This is a genomic window from Bacillus timonensis (genome assembly GCF_000285535.1).
GTDB lineage: Bacteria > Bacillota > Bacilli > Bacillales > Bacillaceae_L > Ferdinandcohnia > Ferdinandcohnia timonensis.
This window is the reverse complement of record NZ_HE610985.1, coordinates 328,964-350,041: the sequence shown is the minus strand read 5'-3', so window position 1 is coordinate 350,041 and position 21,078 is coordinate 328,964. Positions and strand designations below refer to the sequence as shown.

Annotated in this window: 26 protein-coding genes and 1 pseudogene; 6 read left to right on the top strand and 21 right to left on the bottom strand. The window is 38.0% G+C overall.

The features are described from left to right. Positions 1-150 precede the first annotated feature (150 nt). Positions 151-1,515, top strand: coding sequence for an MATE family efflux transporter (locus BTHG_RS02060; protein ID WP_010281499.1), 1,365 nt, complete (start codon positions 151-153; stop codon positions 1,513-1,515). 90 nt (positions 1,516-1,605) lie between these two features. On the opposite strand, the gene BTHG_RS02055 is transcribed toward BTHG_RS02060, so the two are convergent. Continuing rightward, a complete protein-coding gene (locus BTHG_RS02055; protein ID WP_010281498.1) occupies positions 1,606-2,436 on the bottom strand; it encodes a deoxyribonuclease IV in 831 nt (276 codons plus the stop codon). A gap of 92 nt (positions 2,437-2,528) precedes the next feature. On the opposite strand from BTHG_RS02055, the gene BTHG_RS27590 reads away from it, so the two are divergent. Beyond that, a complete protein-coding gene (locus BTHG_RS27590) occupies positions 2,529-2,657 on the top strand; it encodes a hypothetical protein (RefSeq protein ID WP_269719479.1) in 129 nt (42 codons plus the stop codon). A gap of 372 nt (positions 2,658-3,029) precedes the next feature. Here the strand turns inward: BTHG_RS27590 and BTHG_RS02040 are convergent, their stop codons facing one another. Genes BTHG_RS02040 through BTHG_RS02030 form a run of 3 tightly spaced genes read right to left on the bottom strand, consistent with a single transcriptional unit; the run spans position 3,030 to position 4,433 of the window. Then, positions 3,030-3,308 carry a hypothetical protein gene (locus tag BTHG_RS02040; protein WP_010281493.1) on the bottom strand — a complete coding sequence of 93 codons (279 nt, stop codon included), beginning with the start codon at positions 3,306-3,308 and terminating at the stop codon, positions 3,030-3,032. Between the two features lie 54 nt (positions 3,309-3,362). Then, positions 3,363-4,028, bottom strand: coding sequence for a bacillithiol biosynthesis deacetylase BshB2 (gene bshB2, locus BTHG_RS02035; RefSeq protein WP_010281490.1), 666 nt, complete (start codon positions 4,026-4,028; stop codon positions 3,363-3,365). Between the two features lie 60 nt (positions 4,029-4,088). Continuing rightward, positions 4,089-4,433, bottom strand: a complete 345-nt coding sequence (locus tag BTHG_RS02030; RefSeq protein ID WP_010281489.1) for a YojF family protein — start codon at positions 4,431-4,433, stop codon at positions 4,089-4,091. A gap of 175 nt (positions 4,434-4,608) precedes the next feature. Here BTHG_RS02030 and BTHG_RS02025 point away from each other — a divergent pair, with 175 nt between their 5' ends. Continuing rightward, positions 4,609-4,848 carry a hypothetical protein gene (locus tag BTHG_RS02025; RefSeq protein WP_010281487.1) on the top strand — a complete coding sequence of 80 codons (240 nt, stop codon included), beginning with the start codon at positions 4,609-4,611 and terminating at the stop codon, positions 4,846-4,848. A gap of 115 nt (positions 4,849-4,963) precedes the next feature. Here the strand turns inward: BTHG_RS02025 and BTHG_RS02020 are convergent, their stop codons facing one another. The 5 genes from BTHG_RS02020 to deoD all read right to left on the bottom strand — a co-directional run bounded on the left by BTHG_RS02020 (position 4,964) and on the right by deoD (position 9,530). Then, positions 4,964-5,230 (bottom strand): phosphocarrier protein HPr, encoded by a 267-nt coding sequence (locus tag BTHG_RS02020; protein ID WP_010281479.1) that lies wholly within the window; start codon positions 5,228-5,230, stop codon positions 4,964-4,966. Positions 5,231-5,304: 74 nt separating this feature from the next. After that, a complete protein-coding gene (gene mutM / locus BTHG_RS02015) occupies positions 5,305-6,114 on the bottom strand; it encodes a bifunctional DNA-formamidopyrimidine glycosylase/DNA-(apurinic or apyrimidinic site) lyase (protein WP_010281478.1) in 810 nt (269 codons plus the stop codon). Positions 6,115-6,234: 120 nt separating this feature from the next. Beyond that, positions 6,235-6,474 carry a hypothetical protein gene (locus BTHG_RS02010; RefSeq protein WP_010281473.1) on the bottom strand — a complete coding sequence of 80 codons (240 nt, stop codon included), beginning with the start codon at positions 6,472-6,474 and terminating at the stop codon, positions 6,235-6,237. A 78-nt stretch (positions 6,475-6,552) separates the two neighbouring features. Beyond that, positions 6,553-8,745 (bottom strand): amidohydrolase family protein, encoded by a 2,193-nt coding sequence (locus BTHG_RS25680; protein WP_010281470.1) that lies wholly within the window; start codon positions 8,743-8,745, stop codon positions 6,553-6,555. Between the two features lie 80 nt (positions 8,746-8,825). After that, positions 8,826-9,530, bottom strand: a complete 705-nt coding sequence (gene deoD / locus BTHG_RS02000; protein ID WP_010281469.1) for a purine-nucleoside phosphorylase — start codon at positions 9,528-9,530, stop codon at positions 8,826-8,828. 116 nt (positions 9,531-9,646) lie between these two features. Here deoD and BTHG_RS27585 point away from each other — a divergent pair, with 116 nt between their 5' ends. Together BTHG_RS27585 and BTHG_RS26985 are read left to right on the top strand one after the other, a co-directional pair. Then, positions 9,647-9,781: a hypothetical protein gene (locus BTHG_RS27585; RefSeq protein WP_269719478.1), complete on the top strand. Its 135-nt coding sequence runs from the start codon at positions 9,647-9,649 to the stop codon at positions 9,779-9,781. Between the two features lie 14 nt (positions 9,782-9,795). After that, the gene (locus tag BTHG_RS26985; RefSeq protein WP_010281467.1) at positions 9,796-9,942 is read left to right on the top strand and encodes a hypothetical protein; all 147 of its coding nucleotides are present in this window, start codon (positions 9,796-9,798) and stop codon (positions 9,940-9,942) included. 38 nt (positions 9,943-9,980) lie between these two features. Here BTHG_RS26985 and BTHG_RS01985 read toward each other — a convergent pair whose 3' ends face one another. Both BTHG_RS01985 and BTHG_RS26105 read right to left on the bottom strand, forming a co-directional pair. Then, positions 9,981-10,751, bottom strand: a complete 771-nt coding sequence (locus tag BTHG_RS01985) for a sporulation protein (RefSeq protein WP_010281464.1) — start codon at positions 10,749-10,751, stop codon at positions 9,981-9,983. Between the two features lie 169 nt (positions 10,752-10,920). Beyond that, positions 10,921-11,088, bottom strand: coding sequence for a YozD family protein (locus BTHG_RS26105; protein WP_083849061.1), 168 nt, complete (start codon positions 11,086-11,088; stop codon positions 10,921-10,923). Between the two features lie 146 nt (positions 11,089-11,234). Between BTHG_RS26105 and BTHG_RS24065 the strand changes: the two genes are divergently transcribed. Beyond that, positions 11,235-11,432 (top strand): hypothetical protein, encoded by a 198-nt coding sequence (locus tag BTHG_RS24065; RefSeq protein WP_010281461.1) that lies wholly within the window; start codon positions 11,235-11,237, stop codon positions 11,430-11,432. Here BTHG_RS24065 and BTHG_RS01970 read toward each other — a convergent pair. The 10 genes and pseudogenes from BTHG_RS01970 to BTHG_RS01925 all read right to left on the bottom strand — a co-directional run bounded on the left by BTHG_RS01970 (position 11,429) and on the right by BTHG_RS01925 (position 20,869). Further along, the gene (locus tag BTHG_RS01970) at positions 11,429-12,121 is read right to left on the bottom strand and encodes a hypothetical protein (RefSeq protein WP_010281460.1); all 693 of its coding nucleotides are present in this window, start codon (positions 12,119-12,121) and stop codon (positions 11,429-11,431) included. The genes BTHG_RS24065 and BTHG_RS01970 overlap by 4 nt on opposite strands. A 350-nt stretch (positions 12,122-12,471) precedes the next feature. After that, the gene (locus BTHG_RS01965; protein ID WP_010281455.1) at positions 12,472-12,690 is read right to left on the bottom strand and encodes a YozE family protein; all 219 of its coding nucleotides are present in this window, start codon (positions 12,688-12,690) and stop codon (positions 12,472-12,474) included. A gap of 62 nt (positions 12,691-12,752) precedes the next feature. Further along, positions 12,753-13,025 (bottom strand): YokU family protein, encoded by a 273-nt coding sequence (locus BTHG_RS01960; protein WP_010281445.1) that lies wholly within the window; start codon positions 13,023-13,025, stop codon positions 12,753-12,755. A gap of 21 nt (positions 13,026-13,046) precedes the next feature. Continuing rightward, positions 13,047-14,453 carry a lysine 2,3-aminomutase gene (kamA, locus tag BTHG_RS01955; RefSeq protein ID WP_010281442.1) on the bottom strand — a complete coding sequence of 469 codons (1,407 nt, stop codon included), beginning with the start codon at positions 14,451-14,453 and terminating at the stop codon, positions 13,047-13,049. A gap of 82 nt (positions 14,454-14,535) precedes the next feature. Further along, positions 14,536-15,906 carry a sigma-54 interaction domain-containing protein gene (locus tag BTHG_RS01950; protein WP_010281432.1) on the bottom strand — a complete coding sequence of 457 codons (1,371 nt, stop codon included), beginning with the start codon at positions 15,904-15,906 and terminating at the stop codon, positions 14,536-14,538. Between the two features lie 60 nt (positions 15,907-15,966). Beyond that, positions 15,967-16,821 (bottom strand): putative beta-lysine N-acetyltransferase, encoded by an 855-nt coding sequence (gene ablB, locus BTHG_RS01945; RefSeq protein ID WP_010281429.1) that lies wholly within the window; start codon positions 16,819-16,821, stop codon positions 15,967-15,969. Between the two features lie 37 nt (positions 16,822-16,858). Then, entirely contained in the window at positions 16,859-18,133 is a 1,275-nt protein-coding gene (locus BTHG_RS01940; protein ID WP_010281426.1) for a peptidase, read from the bottom strand. Positions 18,134-18,157: 24 nt separating this feature from the next. Further along, on the bottom strand, positions 18,158-18,817 hold the full coding sequence (locus BTHG_RS01935) for a 3-oxoacid CoA-transferase subunit B (RefSeq protein ID WP_010281422.1): 660 nt from the start codon (positions 18,815-18,817) through the stop codon (positions 18,158-18,160). Then, a pseudogene (locus BTHG_RS24060) lies at positions 18,802-19,493 on the bottom strand (CoA transferase subunit A). Before BTHG_RS24060 ends, BTHG_RS01935 begins: the two are co-directional and overlap by 16 nt. Positions 19,494-19,513: 20 nt before the next feature. Next, positions 19,514-20,869: an aspartate aminotransferase family protein gene (locus BTHG_RS01925; protein WP_010281420.1), complete on the bottom strand. Its 1,356-nt coding sequence runs from the start codon at positions 20,867-20,869 to the stop codon at positions 19,514-19,516. Positions 20,870-21,078 lie beyond the last annotated feature (209 nt).

The following is a 21,078-nucleotide window of genomic DNA, read 5'->3' as shown; positions in this document are numbered from 1 at the left end:
TATTTTCATACCCGTTTATAACTTTACACTAAAAAGAAAAAAGAACGAGACTTGCATATGCATAAATATAAAATTTCTCCTTCAATGATGACATTTTTGTGATATAATCCTTTAATCATATAATCATATAGGAAGGTAAAAGGTTTTTTTATGAATCAAACATTTAGTATAAAAGATAAAAGTACATTATTTTTTCATATTCTCTTTCCCATTTTGGCTACACAAATTGGACTTAATCTTATAAATTTTGTGGATACAATGATGTCGGGACGTGCTGGTGCGAATGATCTTGCAGGTGTTGCGATTGGATCAAGTCTTTGGGTCCCAGTTTATACGGGGTTATCGGGTATTCTTGTTGCTATAACACCTATTATCGCACAATATGTTGGGTCAAAACAAAGAGACAAAGTTCCATATTCCGTCATGCAGGGCGTCTACATCTCAATTGTAATTGCGTTAGTTGTTGCTGTAATTGGTGGATTTCTACTAGAACCAATTTTGGGCTATATGAAGCTTGAAACCGAAGTTCATGATATTGCCAAGGAGTATTTAATTGGACTATCATTTGGGATTGTACCACTTTTTATGTATTCTGTGTTGAGGTCGTTTATTGACGCACTTGGTCATACACGAGTAACGATGTTTATTACGCTTTCTTCACTTCCGATTAATGTATTATTTAATTATTTGCTGATTTTTGGGAAATTTGGATTTCCAAAGTTAGGTGGTGCTGGTGCTGGATATGCAACAGCGATTACGTACTGGCTCATTGTGTTTTTAGCTGTATGGATCATTTTGAGGAAGCCCCCTTTTACTGATTATCGTGTATTACGGAAACTTTATTCTGTTTCTCTTTCAAGTTGGGGTGAAATCTTAAAACTAGGACTACCTATTGGTTTTGCAATCTTTTTTGAAACAAGTATTTTCTCAGCGGTGACGCTTTTAATGAGTGAATTCAATACGATTACGATTGCCGCTCACCAAGTTGCAATAAATTTTGCTAGTTTGCTTTACATGATTCCACTAAGTATTTCGATGGCACTTACGATTGTGGTTGGTTTTGAAGTCGGAGCGAAACGTTTTACGGATGCAAAGCAATATAGCGTTCTAGGTATTGTTATTGCCGTAATCATGGCGCTTGTATGTGCTTCGATTATCTTTACCTTCGAAGAATCAATTGCAAAAATGTACTCGGCAAATACTGCAGTTATCGAATTAACGACTCAATTTTTAGTATATGCGATATTCTTTCAGCTTTCAGATGCGATTGCGGCACCTATTCAAGGTGCACTACGCGGATACAAAGATGTTAACACTACCTTTGTCATGACGCTTATCTCTTATTGGGTAATCGGGTTACCTATCGGATATGCATTAGCGAAATTTACTTCACTTGGTGCTTTTGGATATTGGATTGGCTTAATTGTTGGACTTGCGGCAGGAGCTATTACATTGTCTGGAAGATTGCTGAGTGTGCAAAAGAAAGCAGTTAATAAGAATTTGAGTGCAGAATAACTGGGAAACCAGCCTTTTCGAGGGCTGGTTTTTTGTTGAAATTTTATTTTAATTTATGGTCAAAAAGGGACTTCTAATGGACTTAGCTACTTAATTCATCAACTCATTCAAAAATTGAATCTCATCTTCATGCGAATAATTTTCCTCGTGTGGTGTTTCGAGTACGAACGGAATATCGTCAAACACTGTACAGGATAAAAATTCCTTTATTTGCTCTACCTTTATCTCTCCATTTGGAATATTAGCGTGGCGGTCTTTCATAGATCTCGTTGGGTACGCGGAATTATTTAAATGAACGGCTTTTAAATGTTCAAAAAACTTGAGTTCAAGCCCTTTTTCCTCTACTTCACGCCAATTATCACCGTCCCATACTCCACTTGCGAATACATGGCATGTATCTAAGCAAAACCCAATTTTGTCAGGATAATCCGTGAGTTGTCTAATTTGAACAAGCTCTTCCAGCGTTGTGCCTGTTGGTCCACTTTTCCCTGCATTATTTTCTAACAAGACGAGTGCATTACCGTCCCACTTCGACAATACATCGTTCAACGTCCCGATCATTCGTTGGTAGCCTTCAAGCGGATTGGATGCGTTTTTCAAGACACCAAAATGAACAACTACCCCAATAGATCCACATGCATTGGCAATCTCCAAATCATTTAAAAGGGATTCTATGACAAGGCCCATTTGATCGTTATCAGCCACAAGGTTTGTAGGATATGGAGTATGGGCGATTGTAAGTAAATCATGTTCCTTACAGTATTTTGCACAATCCTGTGCGTCATGGAGATTAAATTTTTTTACAGTGAGACTCCGTGGATTTTTAGGAAAGTATTGAAAAGCTCTTGCTCCAATTTTTGTCGCGTGCTTCGCTGCACCCAAATACCCATCGCGAATACTAATATGGCTACCAAATCTCATTAGCTCGGCTCCTATTCTATGTATACGATTAGTTTTTCTTTCAATGAAGGAAGTATACCAAAAATGGACATAATAGTGATGAGGTGAAGAATTTGGAAAACTTTACGTCGAAGGATGAAACAGTCGTAAATAAGTCAATTGAAGAATTAGAAGAGGAAATGGGCTTATATTTTGTATCTCCCGAAAAAATCGGTTCATTTTTAGAAGACGAAGAACAATAAAAAAGAGCGTAGATCCCACTCGCTCTTTTCAGAAGAATTCTGCCTTTATAATTAATGAAAGTATGAAAATAGACTAGCTGCTCTCCAAACAATAACAAACGAACATAAACTAATACATGTTCCACTCACAATTTTAGCTACCATTTTATGTGTTCCTTTAAAAATCGAATAAGCGAGAGAAAATGCAAAGATCAAAAACAAGATCAATGAAATTTCCATATACATGTTCATCTCCATGAAAATACCCCTTTCAAAACTTGATATGTTGAGATATTTTGACGAGCCCTGCTTGTATATTCACCGATTATAAAGGAAACTCACACGTTGTACAACGGAAATTTGAACTATTTGTAAATTTTTTCTTATTTTCGTTTACATTTTCTTCACATTTTCCATTTCTTCAAGATAAATATGCTGTAACTGGAGCTTTTCTTCAATTGGTAAAGTCGAATCAAAAATCCTTTTGCTTGCAATAAAAAACTTTTCATATGGAGTTTTACGAAGTCTAGGGTGTGTTAGTTCATCGAGTAAATCCCTTTGAATGGTTGCACGAAGAATTTCCTCACTGCTAAGGTCCTTTTGCCAAAGTCTTCGGTTCATCCAAAGTGATTGATATGCTTTTAAAAGCTGGTCAAAATCAACGGGATCCATGTTCATATAGCTCCTTTTTACGTCAAAGAGCCTATTTATTTAGGCTCTTCGTATTTAATCATCAAATTTATAGGTCCAATAAACCTCTGTTCGAAGCCACTCAATAACCTCATTATCTTGGTTATCAACCTTCTGAATTAAATTTCCCATCATTAACTCTGTTTGCGAGCGATGTGCTTTTAATGTTGCAATTTTCTTATCTAACACTTCGGTTACATCAAATTCAACATCATGTTCTCCAATCTTTTCAACACGGTCATGGGTGATAGCTTTACAGTATACTGTTGGTCTGTTTTCTTTTGGAATACGCTTAACAGCACGAATCGTTGCTTCACCTGTCGCATCATGGTCAGGGTGAACACCATGTCCAGGATAAAATGTTATAACAAGTGAAGGGTTTACTTCCTTGATAATTTCTTCAATAGTGTCTGCAATTTTTTCTGGGTCTAAGAATTCCAATGTTTTATCACGATAGCCTAGCATGCGGAGATCTGTAATTCCGCAGGCCTTGCAAGCATCCTTTAGCTCTTTCTTACGAATTTCTGGCAATGTTTCTCGCGTTGCAAAAAAGGGATTTCCAAGATTTCTACCCATTTCACCAAGTGTTAGGCAGGCATAGGTAACGGGTACCCCTTTTTGTGTATTTAAACTAATTAAACCTGACACGCCAAATGCTTCATCATCTGGGTGTGGAAGCACGATTAAAATATGTCGTTCCATTTTATTACTCCTTTTTATAGTATCAAATGAGGTAATCTTTAGATCGCTTGTCTTAAGACATTAGAATGGTGTTGAGCTAATTTGAAGGGCGACTGCAAGCTTTCCTTCTTCATCATGACCTGCAAGTAATAAACGATTTTTTTCATCTAGCTCCCAATCTGTTAACCCTTCTGCATAAATCCAGCCGATGTCCATCTTTAGGCCAACACGGTATGAGTCGTTCCCAACGATTTTCCCTTCAGTATAGGTAACAAGTGCATTTCGGATATATGCACCCGCTGAAGTTTTTCTGGCACCAGAATGGACAGCATATGCGCCATTTGTTGTTTCAAGATGAATATAAACGTTTTGGTTGGCAAAACGGTTGATTAATTCCTGAACGTCTTCTTTATTAATCGGTTTCAAATGTGGATCCTCCCAAACTCTAAATAAATAGTCATATTTAAATATTAACGATTTTTTCGATAAAATTCCAATAATGCGAACTAAAAAAGCTCAATAAGTTGTATTTCTTAGTAAAACTGGTATGATTTTCTACGTATTGGACATATTACGTGTATGAAGAAGGTGGTGAACAAAATTGGCAAGAGAAAACCTACAGTTAGTTAACAACATGGAATTTGGTATTACATCTAAATTCGTCCCGAACTTATGTGAAGCAAAAACATTAAAAGTTGTTGAGATAAATCATTCATCCGTTCGAATTGAACTTGAATCGAAGCAAAAGGGTGTCTTCCCTCTTTCCCATTTTCAATACTTAATTCGCCATGGGGCATTAGTATTAGCAAAAGATGAGGACGAAAATGAAGTAACAGCGTAAATCCATTTCACCTCAACATATAATCAAGTCGTGATGGACCAATCCTGACAAAAAAGTGAGAACCAAAGAAAAGTGAAAACAACCATCCTATATGATGGTTGTTTCCTTTTTGAGATTATTCACCTAAATTTTCTTCTTTTAATACAGATTCAATTCCTTCAATTGCAGCATCCGCATCATTGCCTTCAGCTTGAATCACAATTTGAGAACCTTTTGGTACACCTAGAGACATTACGCCCATAATTGATTTAAGGTTTACAGATTTCCCGTTATAAGAAAGTGTAATTTCTGATTGATATTGACTTGCTTTATGTACGAGCTTTGTTGCTGGTCTAGCATGTAAACCTGCATCACTTGTAATTGTAAAAGTTTTTTCTGCCATAGTTTATCCCTCTTTCTAATTTTCATTCATCTATAGAATAGCCATTAATGCCTATGATAATCAAGTATAATTTTTTAGATTTGGCAATTTGCACAAAAAAATGTTTTTCTTGACGACACTTCCTCCTTTTGAATAACTGAACCACAACGAACGCACGTTTCTCCTTCGCGGTCATACACTTTACATTTATCATCATAACCACCAGTTAATCGATCTTCCTTAAAGAGTGGTTTCTCTATATATCCACCGAACTGAATTGCTTCTTGAAATACAGTTAATATCGAGTAGTACAATTTTTCGATTTGTTTCGTATTAAGTGTATCAAATGTACGGGTAGGCAAAAGTTCTGCAGCAAAACAGATTTCATCCGAATAGCAATTCCCAATTCCTGCAATAAAGTGTTGATCAACAAGTGTTGTTTTAAGCCTGCCTCTTTTATCTTCAACTAATTTTTCAAAAGCCTTTAGTGAAAAAGTTGGTTGGAGCGGCTCAGGTCCTAAATCTTCTAATTCCTTTTCAACTTGATTAGGAGTTAGGAGATGTAAATACCCTAATCGTAGACCAACAAAACAAAGCCGATGTGATGCAAAATTTAATATAACTTGCTTGGTTCTCGAGATTGTGTCATTCTCCGTTTCAATGTACATCAAGCCACCTAGCATGAGATGAAGTAGCAATTTATTTCCGCTTGCGAGGTCGAAAATAAGATGCTTCCCTCTACGGTCAATTTGTGTAATTTTATTGCCTACTAATTCTTTGGTAAAATCGGATATTGAAGTGTTGATCGATTTTTCGCGGTTAACCTCAACTGCTTGAATGGTGTGCCCCGCTATTTTCAGTTGGAGGAGGTTTTTATATGTTTCCATCTCTGGTAACTCAGGCATTTTGATACCTCCGTTTTGTTTTCATTTAGCATAAGCAATTCATAAAGATTTCATGTATGTGAGAAAAGCCTTAAGCTGACAAAAATAAGAAGCCACGAAGGTTGACCTCCGCGGCTTGAATTAGTGTAGTTTTTCAATTTCATTTTGCAATTGTTTTGTACGTTTTGCATTTCCTTCTGCGAAGTTGGCAAGTCTTTCTTTCAGTTCATCATCATTATGAACTCTTTCAGAGGTAATCAAATAGCGGCGCATCAGTTCAGATTCTGCTGTATAGGCTGTCTCAAGAATCTCTTTTAAAGAACCGTCAGTCAGTGCATCCTCACGATCATGATCCCGATCATAATCTTTTTCATGATTCATCAAAAATCACCTCATTATCAGTATCTACTTTTTGAACAGGATTAAGGCTGTAAATATATGGACGATTTGCATGCCTTTTTATTCAAAAGTCCCCTTTATCGGTTGGCCATTTTTCACGTAAGATAGCACACCTGTTTCATCCTTTGCAATTTTACCAGATACGATTACATATTCAATTCCTTTTGATAAGGAAGCTGGTTTTTCTGCTGTTGATGTGTCGATGATTTCATCATAGTCAAAAATCGTAATATCAGCTGTTGATCCTTCGTGTAGTCTTCCCCTTGTTGCCATCGCAGGGGCCGTGTTCTCAAGCTGTCGTGCCGAATGAATGGTAATTTTCTTCAATCCTTCCATCAGTGGTAGAATATCAAGGTCCCGAATATAGCGCCCGATAAATCTGGAAAATGTTCCAGCCCCTCTTGGATGATTATATTCGCTATCCATTGTTGCATCACTACCAATCATACTATGGTCTACTTGTAATGCCTGGATGAGTTCGTCCTCATTCATCGCATAGACGATTACTTGTCCACCTTTTTTCCGGTATTGCGGGAAAGTTTCTGCTGTTAGTCGCTCCGTTGTTCCTGCGACTTGTATATCGGAATAAGTAATTCCAAAACGTGATTGCCAATCTCCAGCTAAACGCTCAAATGAAATATCGGTCGCCCAGGAATCATACGGATAAACATCATAAGTTACTTGGTATCCGTCAGCCCGTGCTTCTTGGATTAATGCTAGTGCCTCATCCATTGCACCTGTACCACCTGTACTATGTAGATGCATAAAATGAACGGGTGCGTCCAGCTCCCTTGCATATCCAAGAACCTCTTTTACAGAATCAATACTTGTATGCTCTCCTGTCAGACTAGAATGTCGTCCATGGAAATGGGTTACAATGCCGTACTCTTTTGCAACCTTCATAATTGCCTTGATTTCTTCAGGAGTTGTACCTGGATAATACTCGGGACTAAAGGCAACTGCGAGAGCACCTTTTTCAATTTCTTCACGTGCCCTTTTTACCATATAGTCTATTTGTTCTTTGGTTGGTGTTCCGTGATTTCCAAGCCCTGCTTCATATCGTAAGCGGACAGCAAACAAGGCACCTCCATAATTTACAGAAGTAGGATAATTTTCATATTGATTAAAAAAGCCATTAAAATCAACGGTACATCCGTGCATGGAAAGATTTGTTGTAACACCGTCCCCGATTTTAAATTTAGCTGCCATAGGGTTTGGATTAAACGATAGCATATCAATAAAACCAGGACTTACAATCTTCTGATACGCATCAATTTCAGTTTTTCCTTGAATATTTGTTTTTGTAACTGCTTTTACTTTATCGTCTTTAATCCCAACATGATAGCCAATTTTGATGGTCTCTTCATCAGGATCGAGAACAATTCCATTTTTTATGACGATATCAAAGTTTTGACTTTGCTGTTTATCCTTAATGGCCGTACGATTATAGTCGTATTCCTTGATTGAAAGCTTATTTTTTTTGGATTTGAAGCCAATAAGTTGTTCTCCATCAAATAAAAACTTATCTCCACTAATTTTTTCTAGTTGAGCAGTTTGATTGGTTGTCAAATTGTGTACAAAGGCAGAAACTTTGCCTTGATCCTTGATTGTGTAAACAACATACTCAAGATCAGGATTGGCATCAACCCAATCTAGCTTCGCCGTTTTTGACGGAAGATTTACAACAAGTAAATCCAGATGAGAATTAAATTCAGTTGTATTGAAAATAATTTCAGCTTTTTGTTTTTCTAGATCCGTTTTGGCATACAACATGCCTTCTGTATAGCCATTTTTAAACTTAATATTGCTGATTTTTGCAGAGTCTTCAAACGGAATCTCTGAAACAATTTCTTTTGTGCCAATATTAATGACTTCCATAAAATTGCTGCCATCTTTCTTTTTCCCATACAAATACAATAAATGGGCATCGGGATTCACTTCAACACCTTGATAGTCTTTATCTGGACTTTTCGGAACTTGAAAATCAGCCCATGGTTTTACATTTTCAATGACGGATTGTGCATGATCCCCGATATAAAGCTTTTTTTCGCCTTTTTCATCAAGAAGGGCGAGCACTTGGTCCCCATAAAACGTAATTCCGTCAATTTTGAATCCGTTTACAATTAACTGACTTTTTATCTCTTCATCGATATCCGTATATGATTCTGAAGGGGATATAAGTTTAGAACCGAAAAAGACGATAAATAGGACAACAACAAGTGTTAAGCCATATTTTACAAAACGATTTTTCATAAGTATCACCCTACTAAAAGAGGAAAAAATCTCGAAATCGAAATTCGAAATCTTTTCCCCTCAATGTTTACTGTTTCAATTTACTCTTTCAATGCTGCTTCTAAAGCAACCTCAATCATATCATTAAATGTTGTTTGACGTTCTTCAGCCGTTGTTTCTTCTCCAGTTAAAATATGGTCACTTACTGTTAAAACAGATAATGCATTACGACCAAATTTTGCTGCTAACGTGTAAAGTGCCGTTGTTTCCATTTCAACAGCTAAAATGCCGTATTGTGCCCATTTTTCTAGTTCAGCATTTTCATTATAGAATACGTCACTTGTAAAAACATTTCCTACTTTTAATTTAAGGCCTTTTTCAGAACCCACATCATATGCTTTTTTTAATAAATCAAAAGAGGCTGTTGGAGCATAGTCAACAGTTCCAAAATTAATCCGGTTCATTTGTGAATTGGTAGATGAAGTCATCGCTAATATGACATCGCGTACCTTCACGTCTTTTTGAATCGCACCACAAGTACCAACGCGAATTAAGTTTTGAACACTATAGTCATTCATTAATTCATGTATGTAAATTGAGATGGATGGAACACCCATGCCAGTTCCTTGAACAGATACGCGCTTTCCTTTATATGTACCAGTAAATCCAAGCATTCCCCGCACTTCGTTGTAGCATTGAACATTTTCAAAAAAGTTTTCAGCAATATATTTTGCACGCAATGGGTCTCCTGGAAGTAATACCGTTTCCGCAATGTCACCTTGCTTTGCACCAATATGTGTACTCATTCATGATCCTCCTATGTAAAAAATTGCACCTGTCCTATCTTACCACAAAAGCATTCATGAACACAAAAATATAGGGAAAGCTAAGGTTGTATTATTTTAATAAGGGGGTATTATTCATGGCTAAAGAAAAAATGAGCAAAAAAGTAAGCCAAGCTGTTGATTATGCAAATGCAACCGACACAACAAAAGGTGTTGGAAATCCACCTAATACATCGAAAAAAGCGAAACAAGGTTTTATGCAACCTAAATAATTGGAGGGGTAAAAATGGGAAAGAAAAACCGTAATCGTATAAATGCACCTAAGAAAAACAATCATACGCCACCTGAAGCAATTGAGGCAGAACAAATCGCACACGGTAAAGAATTTTCTGCAGCAGGTGGTCGTAAGAACGGTCCAGGACATAATGAGTAAAACGTAAAAAGGCGTCCCTTTGATGGACGCCCCTTCTATTAGCTATAACGACTAATAATTTGATTAATTTTTGACTTAATCGTGGGAAGGTCCTCAGATGTCAATGTGAAGGTAACAAAACATTCATCCATATCCATGGCCTCAGCAAGAAAACTGCTTAATCCTCGTGCACGTCTGTCAATCTGCATCATTACTTCTAGCTTATTGTCTGATTGCGGGAAGAACATGACTTCCACTTCGTCCAATCTTCCACGAAATTGTCCACTTGTTGACACAAATTCAAATTCCTGAACAAAAGGAAGCCGTCTTCTTAAGCGATAGGGTGCGGCCTCACAGTCTACTTTACGAAGGCTAAAACCTAAATCATAAACCGCATTTAGCACACCAGCTGCTAAGGGAGATGGCGAAACAGATATATAATCTTTATCCGATGGATCAACTGCATTTTTTATATCTAAGCCAGTGTGAATCCACACTTTCGTTCTTCCAAGTGTCGCTGGCGTATCTAGCGGAAGCACGAATGAAAATGGGAATTCACGTCTTTCATTACTACCTATTGTAAACGGCTCTACAATTTTTACTTTTTCAATGGTTGCCTGCTTGGTAATCTTTCTGTCATTTGATTCTTTTATATATGTTGTGACCAACGACAGGTAAATTTCAGCAATTTGTTGTTCCATGTTTCCCCCGGTGATTTCAACAACACCAGAGACCTTTTCCCCCGCTCTTAGTTGGTCAGTTGTAAGCTTTGTATCAACTTTTGCACTTCCAATTCCTATGCTTGAGAAAATTTTATTAAAAAATGACATCGTATTCCCCCTAATTCTTGATATATACCTATACGAATTAACACGAAAAAGGTTTATCTTCCATTGAAAATAAAATGACTTGAAGCGGAAATCAATTGTGTCAATAAGTTTGTGAAAACAACCAAAGCCAAATAAATAGACGACGGGTTTCCCCGCCGCCTCTATGTACTTAGTCCTTTTCTTCGTCGATTACACATTTATAGAGCAAGTATTCGAATGTAATATCCGCCAATTCTTCTAGCTCTTCCTCGCCTGGGGCAAATCCCCTTTGGACAAGCTCGTTATAGAAAAACTCTGCAATTTCCTCCGTATCAATAACAACCTCAATTTCCTTCAGCATGATCGCCCCCTTTACTTAAGATGTATGTAGAAAACACGACACCTATGTCAGTTTCTTATGTATTTTATTTTGTAGTCATGAAATCAGTGGTTCATACATAGGATGGAATATAAAGATTGGACAAGTTTATAGGAGGGGTTACCATGACAAAACAAGCAACCATCGTAAAATTCCCAGTACAAGAAGAAGTCAAATTGACAAATAAAATCCTAGCGTTTATTGACGGCGAAGGATTCGACAAAGTTTTAGGAAAAGTAACAAAAGGATTATTTTCTGCTATTCTATTTTTAGGGATCCCTTATTTCTTTTATGTGGTCGTACAAGCATGGTTCATGGGTTAATCGTTACCTTTCCCAGTTTCAAACTTTTGTAAATTTTTCATGGCCAAATCCATAACATCTTTATATTTCTGATCCTGGAACATGTCGTACAGGATCTTGTAGTCGTTGTATACATCGAGTAATCCGTCGATGATTTCTTTTTTCTCTTTTTTGATACGCATATGATCTTTTTCGGATTTACGATAGATATCCATATTTTTATACATCCCCACATTGTTGTTTTTCTTTTTTACAAAATAATTCAATGAATATTTTTGAAGGAATGTTTCTGCTTGATCAAATTCTGCAAGTAGTGTTAGCTCATCCTCTCCTGCCTCAAGCCACTCACCATCTGTCACACGCGCTAGCTCGTAAATCACATCCTCCCATGCACCCTCTTTGTATCTCCAAATTTCTGTGTGTATTCCAACAATTTTAAATACATCATTGTCATATCCTTGAACAAAGACAAGGTCACCAAAATAATATTTATATTCAATCTCGATATTTTCAATTTCAATCGGTTTTGCTTTGTATTCGGAAAGTAAGGTTAGCACTGATTCTGAGTAAAATACCTCACCTTTATTTACCTTATAAAGAAAGTTTCCATCGAGCTTCCGGATATCAGTCACTGATCCAACCGTTCCATATAACGTAACAACCACGATATCCCCAATTTTGTATTTTGGCTTTTTGCTTTTACCTTCCATATCCTCATCCCTTTAGCTTTTGTGTCGATTTGAAGGGTGTGAGATAGTATATGCAAGTCTTTTGCAAAACGGCATTATAATAGGGCTTGTGAGATAAGAAAAATTATTGGCGGGCGAGCCTAAAATTTATTTAGGTGGCGTCGTTCGATTTAGAGGTCTATTTGGGTGTTCGTTTAGTGGCAGTAAATCTTGGATAATGGGAGTATTTTGGGAATAGTGGCAGTAGACATGGGTAGTGACAGTATTTTCGAGATAGTGGCAGTATTCAAATCACATGTTCAATTTCAGATAATCTATAGTTTCATAGAACTAAAAAACCACCAAGAATCCCGATTCTCAGTGGTCTAACATCAATCTTCGTTAACATAAAGCTCCCAGGCTTTATCAAAAATGGACATACTTTTTAAATATTGTCCGTTTAGCTCTAAATAAGAACTCAATTCATCGTAATCTTTCGAATAAATTGGAAAGCTGTGATCCAAATATACGTCATTCGCAAATTGACTAATGTCATCTTTAGCTTTTGCCGTGCGAAACTTCACAAGATAATGATAAAATGACTTTCCCATAATAACCACTTCCTACTCAAGCGTTCGTTTTGTCATTTTATCATGTTATCGTGTCGTGTCAACTAAAAACGAAAGTAATTATGCTTTAATAATCGCGGAATCTCCATGAGTTCCTTATATTGAATAGTTTTTGCAAGTTTTTTCGTATCGATTAACATAAGCTGGTCTTCGATTTCATTAATAATGCTTTCTTCTTGATATTCCATCCCACATTCTTCACATTTCACACTAGGCGTATCTTGTATCTCAATTGCTCGTGTTCCATCAGGGAGTTCCCAATAAACACTATTTTTTGTTTCCTTCGCTTTTTCCGATTCACACCACATACAATTCAACAATATGACCTCCTCTCCAAACTACGCTTCCTCTTCCTTATCGCCTTTCATTTTTTTCAAGGTTGATTGATATTTTTTCTCTTTTAACTCGTCACGTTTCTCACGTTTATCCTTTAATGTACTGTGGGTTGGGTCTTCCACATATTTCTTTCTTCTTGAAATTCGGTTAATCCCTTCTGGAACAAGGTTGAATCCGTCGCCTAATAAACCAGCAATCCCAACAGTTGACTTTTTATCTTCAATAGAACCAATATGCTCAGTAAAGTAAGCATCAGCAGAGCCTTGTACATAGTTTTCCGGTTCTGGATAAGTCGTAATTACACCTTCAAAATTACGCAAGACGACTTTTTCAGGACTTTGAGAAAGAAGATAATTCGGCTGTAGGGCAATTTTCCCACCGCCCCCAGGAGCATCGACGACAAATGTTGGGACTGCATAGCCTGAAGTGTGTCCACGCAAGCCCTCGATAATTTCTAAGCCCTTTGAAACAGGTGCTCTGAAGTGGCCAATACCTTCAGATAAATCACATTGATAAATATAATAAGGACGTACTCTAATTTTGACTAAATCATGCATGAGCTTTTTCATAATTTCGACACTGTCGTTAATTCCTGCTAAAATAACGGATTGGTTTCCGACTGGAACACCACTGTTAACTAACATTTCACACGCTTTTTTCGCTTCTTCAGTAATTTCGATTGACGTATTGAAATGGGTATTTAACCAAACCGGATGGTATTTTTTTAAAATATTGCAAAGGTTCTCGGTAATTCTCTGTGGAAACACGACCGGTGCTCTCGTTCCGATACGAATAATTTCGACATGTGGAATTGCCCGTAAATTTTTCAAAATGTATTCAAGAATGTTGTCATTAATCAGTAGTCCGTCACCGCCTGAAATGAGTACATCACGAACTTCAGGAGTGTTTGCAATATAATGGATGGCTGCATCAAGTTGCTTTTTCGGCACCCCCATACCAATTTGGCCAGAAAATCTTCTTCTCGTACAATAACGACAATACATGGAGCATTGGTTTGTGACTAAAAAGAGGACGCGGTCAGGATAGCGATGAGTAAGGCCGGGTACTGGTGAATCCTCATCTTCTTCAAGTGGATCTTCTAAGTCGTATTTTGTTTTGTAGATTTCTTTACTGATAGGAACGGATTGCATCCGAATTGGACAACGCGGGTCATCTGGATTCATTAACGATGCATAATAAGGCGTAATATTTAAAGGAATTGTCTTTGTCGAAATTAAGACACCTTCTTCTTCCTCTGGTGTTAAGTTAATCACCTTACGTAAATCATCAATTGTGCGAATTGTATTGGTCAATTGCCAAATCCAATCGTTCCATTGTTCTTCTGTTACGTCTTTCCATAACTCAATGTCTTTCCAATGACGCTTTGGTTTATATAAATTCATCTGCATAAAAAATCTCCTCCCTACTGTAAATAACATGCAAGTTGCATGCCAAAGTTTCAGTAGGAAGGAGAAATTAGAAAATTGGGTCTTAATTTTTCATTTTTTGTAGTTTATATTGCAAGGTTTGGCGTGGAATATCTAATAGTTTAGCAGCTTGATTAATATTCCCTCCAGATTCTTTCATTGCTACTTCGATTAACGTGTTTTCCGTTTCTTGTATGGCTTGGCGAAGTGGCCTTAAAGTAACCGTAGATGTTACTTGTGAATCGACAAGATGATTTGGTAGTAAATCCTTCGTGAGGGTCAAACCTTCCGCCATAATCATTGCATGCTCAATGATATGCTTTAACTCTCGAACATTCCCTGGCCAGTTGTAACTAGTAAATAGTTCAAGAACTTCATCATCCACTTTTGATATGTTTTTTTGAAAACTATGGTTATAGTGCCGAACAAAATGCTCCACTAAATACGGGATATCTCCAATTCGGTCGCGCAATGGTGGAATCTCCAGTGAAAAAACATTTAATCGGTAATACAAATCTGGTCGTAGTTCACCGGCCTTGACACATTCCTTCGGATACTTATTTAAGGCAACAATGACACGAACGTCTACCTGAAGAGCTTTTGGGCTACCTATTCTACGCACCATTCCGTCTTCAAGCACACGGAGTAATCTTGATTGAAGCTCAAGTGGCATTGAATTGATTTCGTCTAAAAAAAGTGTCCCACCATGTGCAATTTCAAATAATCCAGCACGGTCCACCGCCCCTGTATAACTACCTTTTACTGTTCCAAATAAAATACTTTCTAATAAGCTTTCAGGTAATGCTGCACAATTTTGTGCAATAAAAGGTGCCTGTCTTCGCGATGATTCATTATGAATTGCTTGAACAAGAAGTTCTTTTCCAGTGCCAGTTTCCCCATACACTAATACCGTTGATGTTGAGCTTGCGACCTTCGTTGCTTGTCGCTTCACATAATTGAACTGCTCATTTTTCGTCAGGATGTCATGAAAGGTGTATTTCGCTCCGTAAATTTCATTCGGCTTTTTTGAGACGCCGCGAACTTTTGATTGAAGGTCCATCAATTTATTTGATAAATCTTTGATCTTTGAATAGTCCTTTCCGATTTCCACTGCACCGATGAAAATACCGTTTATTTTTATCGGAAGAGTGGTATTCACTGTATCGATAAGCTTTCCCCATTTATTTTTATAGGTTTGGGGGAGATGAAAAATCGGCTGTTTTGTGGAAATAACCTTTAAAAGAGTGCTAGAGTTCTCATTTAAGGAGGGAAAAACTTCGAGAATATGTTTTCCGAGAACCTCCTCCCGACTAAGTCCATCATGCTCTGCGGCAACTTGATTATAGAAAATAGTGATTCCATCCTCATTTACAACATGAATGGCTTCATCAATACTATCTAAAATGGCAATCACTAGTTCTTCACCGATTTGCATTCATCTCCACCTCCTATCGTATGATGAAATTCCGGCGCTTGCTGCCGAAATTTCGGCAGTTCATCCCTTTGATAAATCTTTCACCCATACATTCATATCTTCAATCTTATCAAAGATATAACAATTATTTGTAAGTCTCCCAGTATAGTAGTATCCAAGCTGGTAAAAGCTTTTGTTCATGCCATATGAAAGTGCCCTCGCAATCGAGTATGCACAATAGATTCCATTGTTCATTAGCTCTTTTTCAAGTTCAACCAAGAGCTGCTTCATTAAACCGTGTTTCCGATATGCCTCTAAGGTCGCACAGTCGGTAAGTTCTGCATTGTGAAAGGTAGTATTTATTTCGGCTGATGCACTGCTTACAATCCCACCATTATCAAGGACTACATAGAAAACCGTTGAATCCTTCATTACCTGCTGAATATAGTCTGGGTTGTTTAATGGAGTTGGGTAGATTTGAAACACATTATTGTATAAAGCGGCTAGTTGTTCTGCATCTTCATGTGTTGCTTTGCGGATTAAAAACGGTGTGTCTGTTCGCTTATTTTCGCGTGGATTTCGTAAAATGTCTGTGATGATTTTTTCTTCTTCCATCCATTTTTCACTATTTCGTCGTTTGTTTGTAAAATATTTCGTAACAAAATAGGTGTCACTGCCATTAAAATAGTTTGGAATCATTGCTTCAATCATAAAGCCTTGAGCCATAAACTCTAGCAAGTCTTCTTGCCTTGCCATACAAATGACTTTTTCAAATGAGTGTTCTGTGACAATTTCGTTTACTTTATCTAATAAGGAATTAAGATTGCCTCGGTACTCTAAAACCCGAAGTCTACAGTTAAAATAATCAACGACCAAATTCGCATGATATGTAGCTGCTTTTATTTGTTTTAGTTCACTGTATGTGTGATTTGACAACATCACACCTCCTATCTCAATCTTTTCATCTATCATATCATGAATCTTCTGCAACTTCACACCACTCTAAAATCGTGTGCGCAATGATTTGGGCCGCTTCGAACATTTGCTCTAACTCGATATATTCATTTGGATAATGGGCGACTTCAGTTGTACCTGGCCCGAAGACAATTGTTGGGATATTCCCCACTGCTGATAGAAGTCCACCATCTGTACCCCAAGGTGATGCTTCAATGATTGGTTCTTTCCCTTTAACCCGTTGAAAGCTATTTTTTAAAAGATTCATAAGTTCATGATCAGGGTCAATCGTACCTGGTACCCATCGTGCTCCAAACCATTCGAGACTAACCGGATGGTCCTCAAACCATTTGTCGATTTCTGGTAATTTAGTTAGCCATTGTTCCATTTCAGCCTTTGCATGTTCAATCTTTTCCTCCGGTGCAACTCCCATTCGCCCTTCGATTGTGACGACGTCCGCAACAGATGACGGCCAGGTTCCTCCGTTTATCTTTCCAATATTAATTGGCACAGGAATAGGTGTATTTTTATATAAAGGATCATTTATCGCGGCATTACGAATCATTTCAAGTTTTAAGAGATGGTTAATGACAATCATGCTTTTTTCGATGGCACTAACTCCTTCATATCTTGTACCACCATGTGCTATCCGACCATAAATGTCGATTTTAAACCACATCGAACCTTGTTGTTTTGGGAAAATCTTCATATTTGTAGGCTCTGGAATAATTGCTCCATCTGCTTTATATCCTTTTAAAATGGTTGCAAGAGTTCCTGCCCCGCCACTTTCTTCTTCTATGACACTTTGAAAAATAACATCTCCTTTTAATTGAATACCAGATTCCTTGATGGCTTGGATTGCTAAAAGCAGGGCAACATTTCCGCCTTTCATGTCGGTAGAGCCCCGACCATATAATTTACCATCTTTAATTTCAGCTGAGTAAGGGTCCGTTTCCCATTGCGTGATATCGCCCTCTGGGACGACATCAATATGACCATTTAAGAGGAGTGATTTTCCACCACCAGTACCTTTTAAAGTTCCAACAACATTTGGGCTATCGAGAAAATTTGATCTTGGTGATACAAAATATGGATGTTTTAAAAGTTCTGTACCATTCGGTTCCCAGATGTCAATTTCCATGCCAAGTTGACGGCATTTTTCGATTACAATCGCTTGAGAAGACCTTTCATTTCCTTGAAGACTCGGTTCCTGAACAAGTTTTTTTAATAAACGGATTCCCTTTCCTTTATTTGCTTGGATCCATTTTGATACTTTCTTTTTATTGTCACTCATGCATTTCGCCCCCTTGGTTAATGTTCAAATGCTTGTAATGGTATCATCCCACTTCAATTCGGCATTTGTATTTTTGACGACATCCTCTACTGTAAAAGGAGCCATTACCTCAAGTAAGTGAAGTCCATTCTCCCTGACCTCAATAACAGCCATATCGGTAATAATAAGATCAACACAGCTCTTTGAAGTCAGTGGTAGGCTGCATTCCTTCAATAGCTTGGAGTTCCCATATTTGTCAACATGGTTCATCAATACAATCACTTTCTTTGCTTTTTGCGCTAGCTCCATGGCCCCTCCCATGCCTGGAACACGTTTTCCAGGAACAATCCAGTTAGCAAGGTCGCCTTTTTCACTAACCTGTAGCGAACCTAAAATGGTGATATCAATATAGCCTCGGCGAATCATCCCAAATGCAATGGAACTATCAAAGTACGATGAACCTGTGACAGTTGTTACAGGATACCCAGCTGCGTTACAAATATTTTCATCCTCTTCTCCTTTTTCTGGGCTTGGACCGATTCCCAAAATCCCATTTTCTGCATGAACCATGACATGTATGCCATCAGGTAGGTGATTCGGAACTAGTGAGGGAATACCAATCCCAAGGTTTACAATCATTCCATCTTTTATTTCCTGCGCGGCCCGTTTAGCAATTCGATTGCGAATATCTATTCCCATACCCAATTCCAATTCACCCCTTTGCTTTTAATGATCATGTCGACATATATTCCTGGCGTTACAATTTCTTCCGGGTCAAGTTCACCTAATGGAACGATTTCCTCAACCTCAGCTATTGTGAATTTCCCTGCCATTGCAACGAGAGGATTCATGTTTCGGGCACTTTTGTCATAAACTAGATTTCCAAAAGGGTCACACTTTTTTGCAAAAATAATGGAAACATCTGCGGTTAATGGTTTTTCTAATAAATAGTTTGTGCCATCAACAGGTATGATTTGTTTCCCCTTTGCAACGATTTCGTTATCGATTCCTACATCAACTAAAATACCTCCTAAGCCAACTCCACCTGCACGAATTCGTTCCGCAAGTGTGCCTTGTGGTGAGAATTCAATTTCCATTTTCCCTCTGTCATGAGTTGCCCAGCAACCGGATTAGAACCAATATGTGAAACAATGCATTTTTTCGCATGACCGCGACTAACGAGTTTTCCGATACCGATATTCGGAAAACCCGTGTCATTCCCAATTAAGGTAAGATCTTGAACACCTTTTTCTAGTAAACCATCGATAAGGGTTGGTGGGCTTCCAATTCCACCAAAGCCTCCAAACATGACAGTTGTTCCGTCATGAATATGTGTGAGTGCTTCTTCAAGAGTTGAAAATTTATGGTAACGATTTTCAATCAATCTATAACACCTCCATATTATGATGAGATAATACCTTTATTACGGAGTTCTGTTTTGACATCGTTTAATGTTTGGTTAAGAAGCTCGATAAGCTCATCGATTTGTTTCGTTGTAATTGTAAGCGGTGGGGCAACTAGGATAGCATCGCCACCAATACCTTCGATTCCAGCTGCCGCCGGGTATAGTAGGAGCCCATTTTTCTGACCTTGATTCACAACGTGACTCGTTACATCTATTTCCTTATTAAATGGATACTTCGTGACCATATCAGAAACAAACTCAACTCCACACATTAACCCTTTTCCACGTACATCGCCTATTATTGGATGATCTTTTTGTAATTTTTGTAGTTTTGTAAGTAAGTATTCTCCGTTTTTCGCAGATTTTTCAACGAGATTATGAGTTTCAATGTAGGTAACCACCGCTAATGCGACAGCTGCAGATTGTGGATTTGCACTATAAGTGTGGCCACTCATGATTAGTTTGGACCCCTTTTGAATCGGTTCCATTACCTTTTCGCTGACAAGGGTTGCGGCGATTGGTGTGTAGCCAGCACTCATTCCTTTTCCGAGAGCAATGATGTCTGCTTGTGTATCCCAATGTTCAAGGGCGAACATTTTTCCCGTCCGACCCATTCCCGTCATCACTTCATCAGCGATAAATAAAATATTGTACTTCTCACAGATTTTTTTAATGACTTGGTAATAACCTTCAGGTGGAACGATTGCACCACCTGCCGCTCCGATAATCGGCTCTGCAATAAAGGCCGCAATATGTTCGGCACCAATTCGGTTAATCGCTTGTTCAAGCTCTGTAGCACACATATGGTTGCACTCCGGATATGTTGTGTTATATGGACAACGGAAGCAATACGGCGGATCAATGGTAGGATAGTCTTCTAATAAGGAAACAAAACGAGCCCTTCTGCCGGTGTGACCGGACATCGAAAGTGCTCCAATTGTGATGCCATGGTAGCTCATCCACCGAGACAAAATTTTGTTTTTCCCCTTCATTCCTTTTTCTTGCCAATGTTGAATTGCAACCTTCATTGCTGTTTCGGTTGCCTCAGAACCGCTGTTCACAAAAAAAGACCAGTATTCACCGCCTTTAGTTAAATCACTTAGTTTTTTTGCTAAGTTTTCGGCCGGTTCACTTGTGAATTGTGACCTGTACACGAACGAAATTTTGTTAGCCTGTTTGTCAATTTCCTCAATGATTTCCTTGACGCCATGACCGATACTCGCCGTGATAGCTCCTGATGAACCGTCAATGTATTTTTTTCCGTTTGTGTCATATAAATAAATTCCATCCCCATGGCTTATCATCGGATATTCCTTATCCAATAATGGTTTAATTAAACGGGTTTCGTCCACCGCGAACCCCTCCTCGCCGAATTGGTAGTACAGTACTGTTTTGGTAAATGGATTATGATTCTAAGGTGTGTGATTTTGTTTACGACCTTTTAGTTTTTAGTGTTGAAGTATACTGTTATTGATTTCGAGACTCGGTTTTGAGATTTTTCGTTTGATGAAGGACTGATGTACGTGAAAACCCTTGTAGAATGTCCTTCAGATGTCCGATG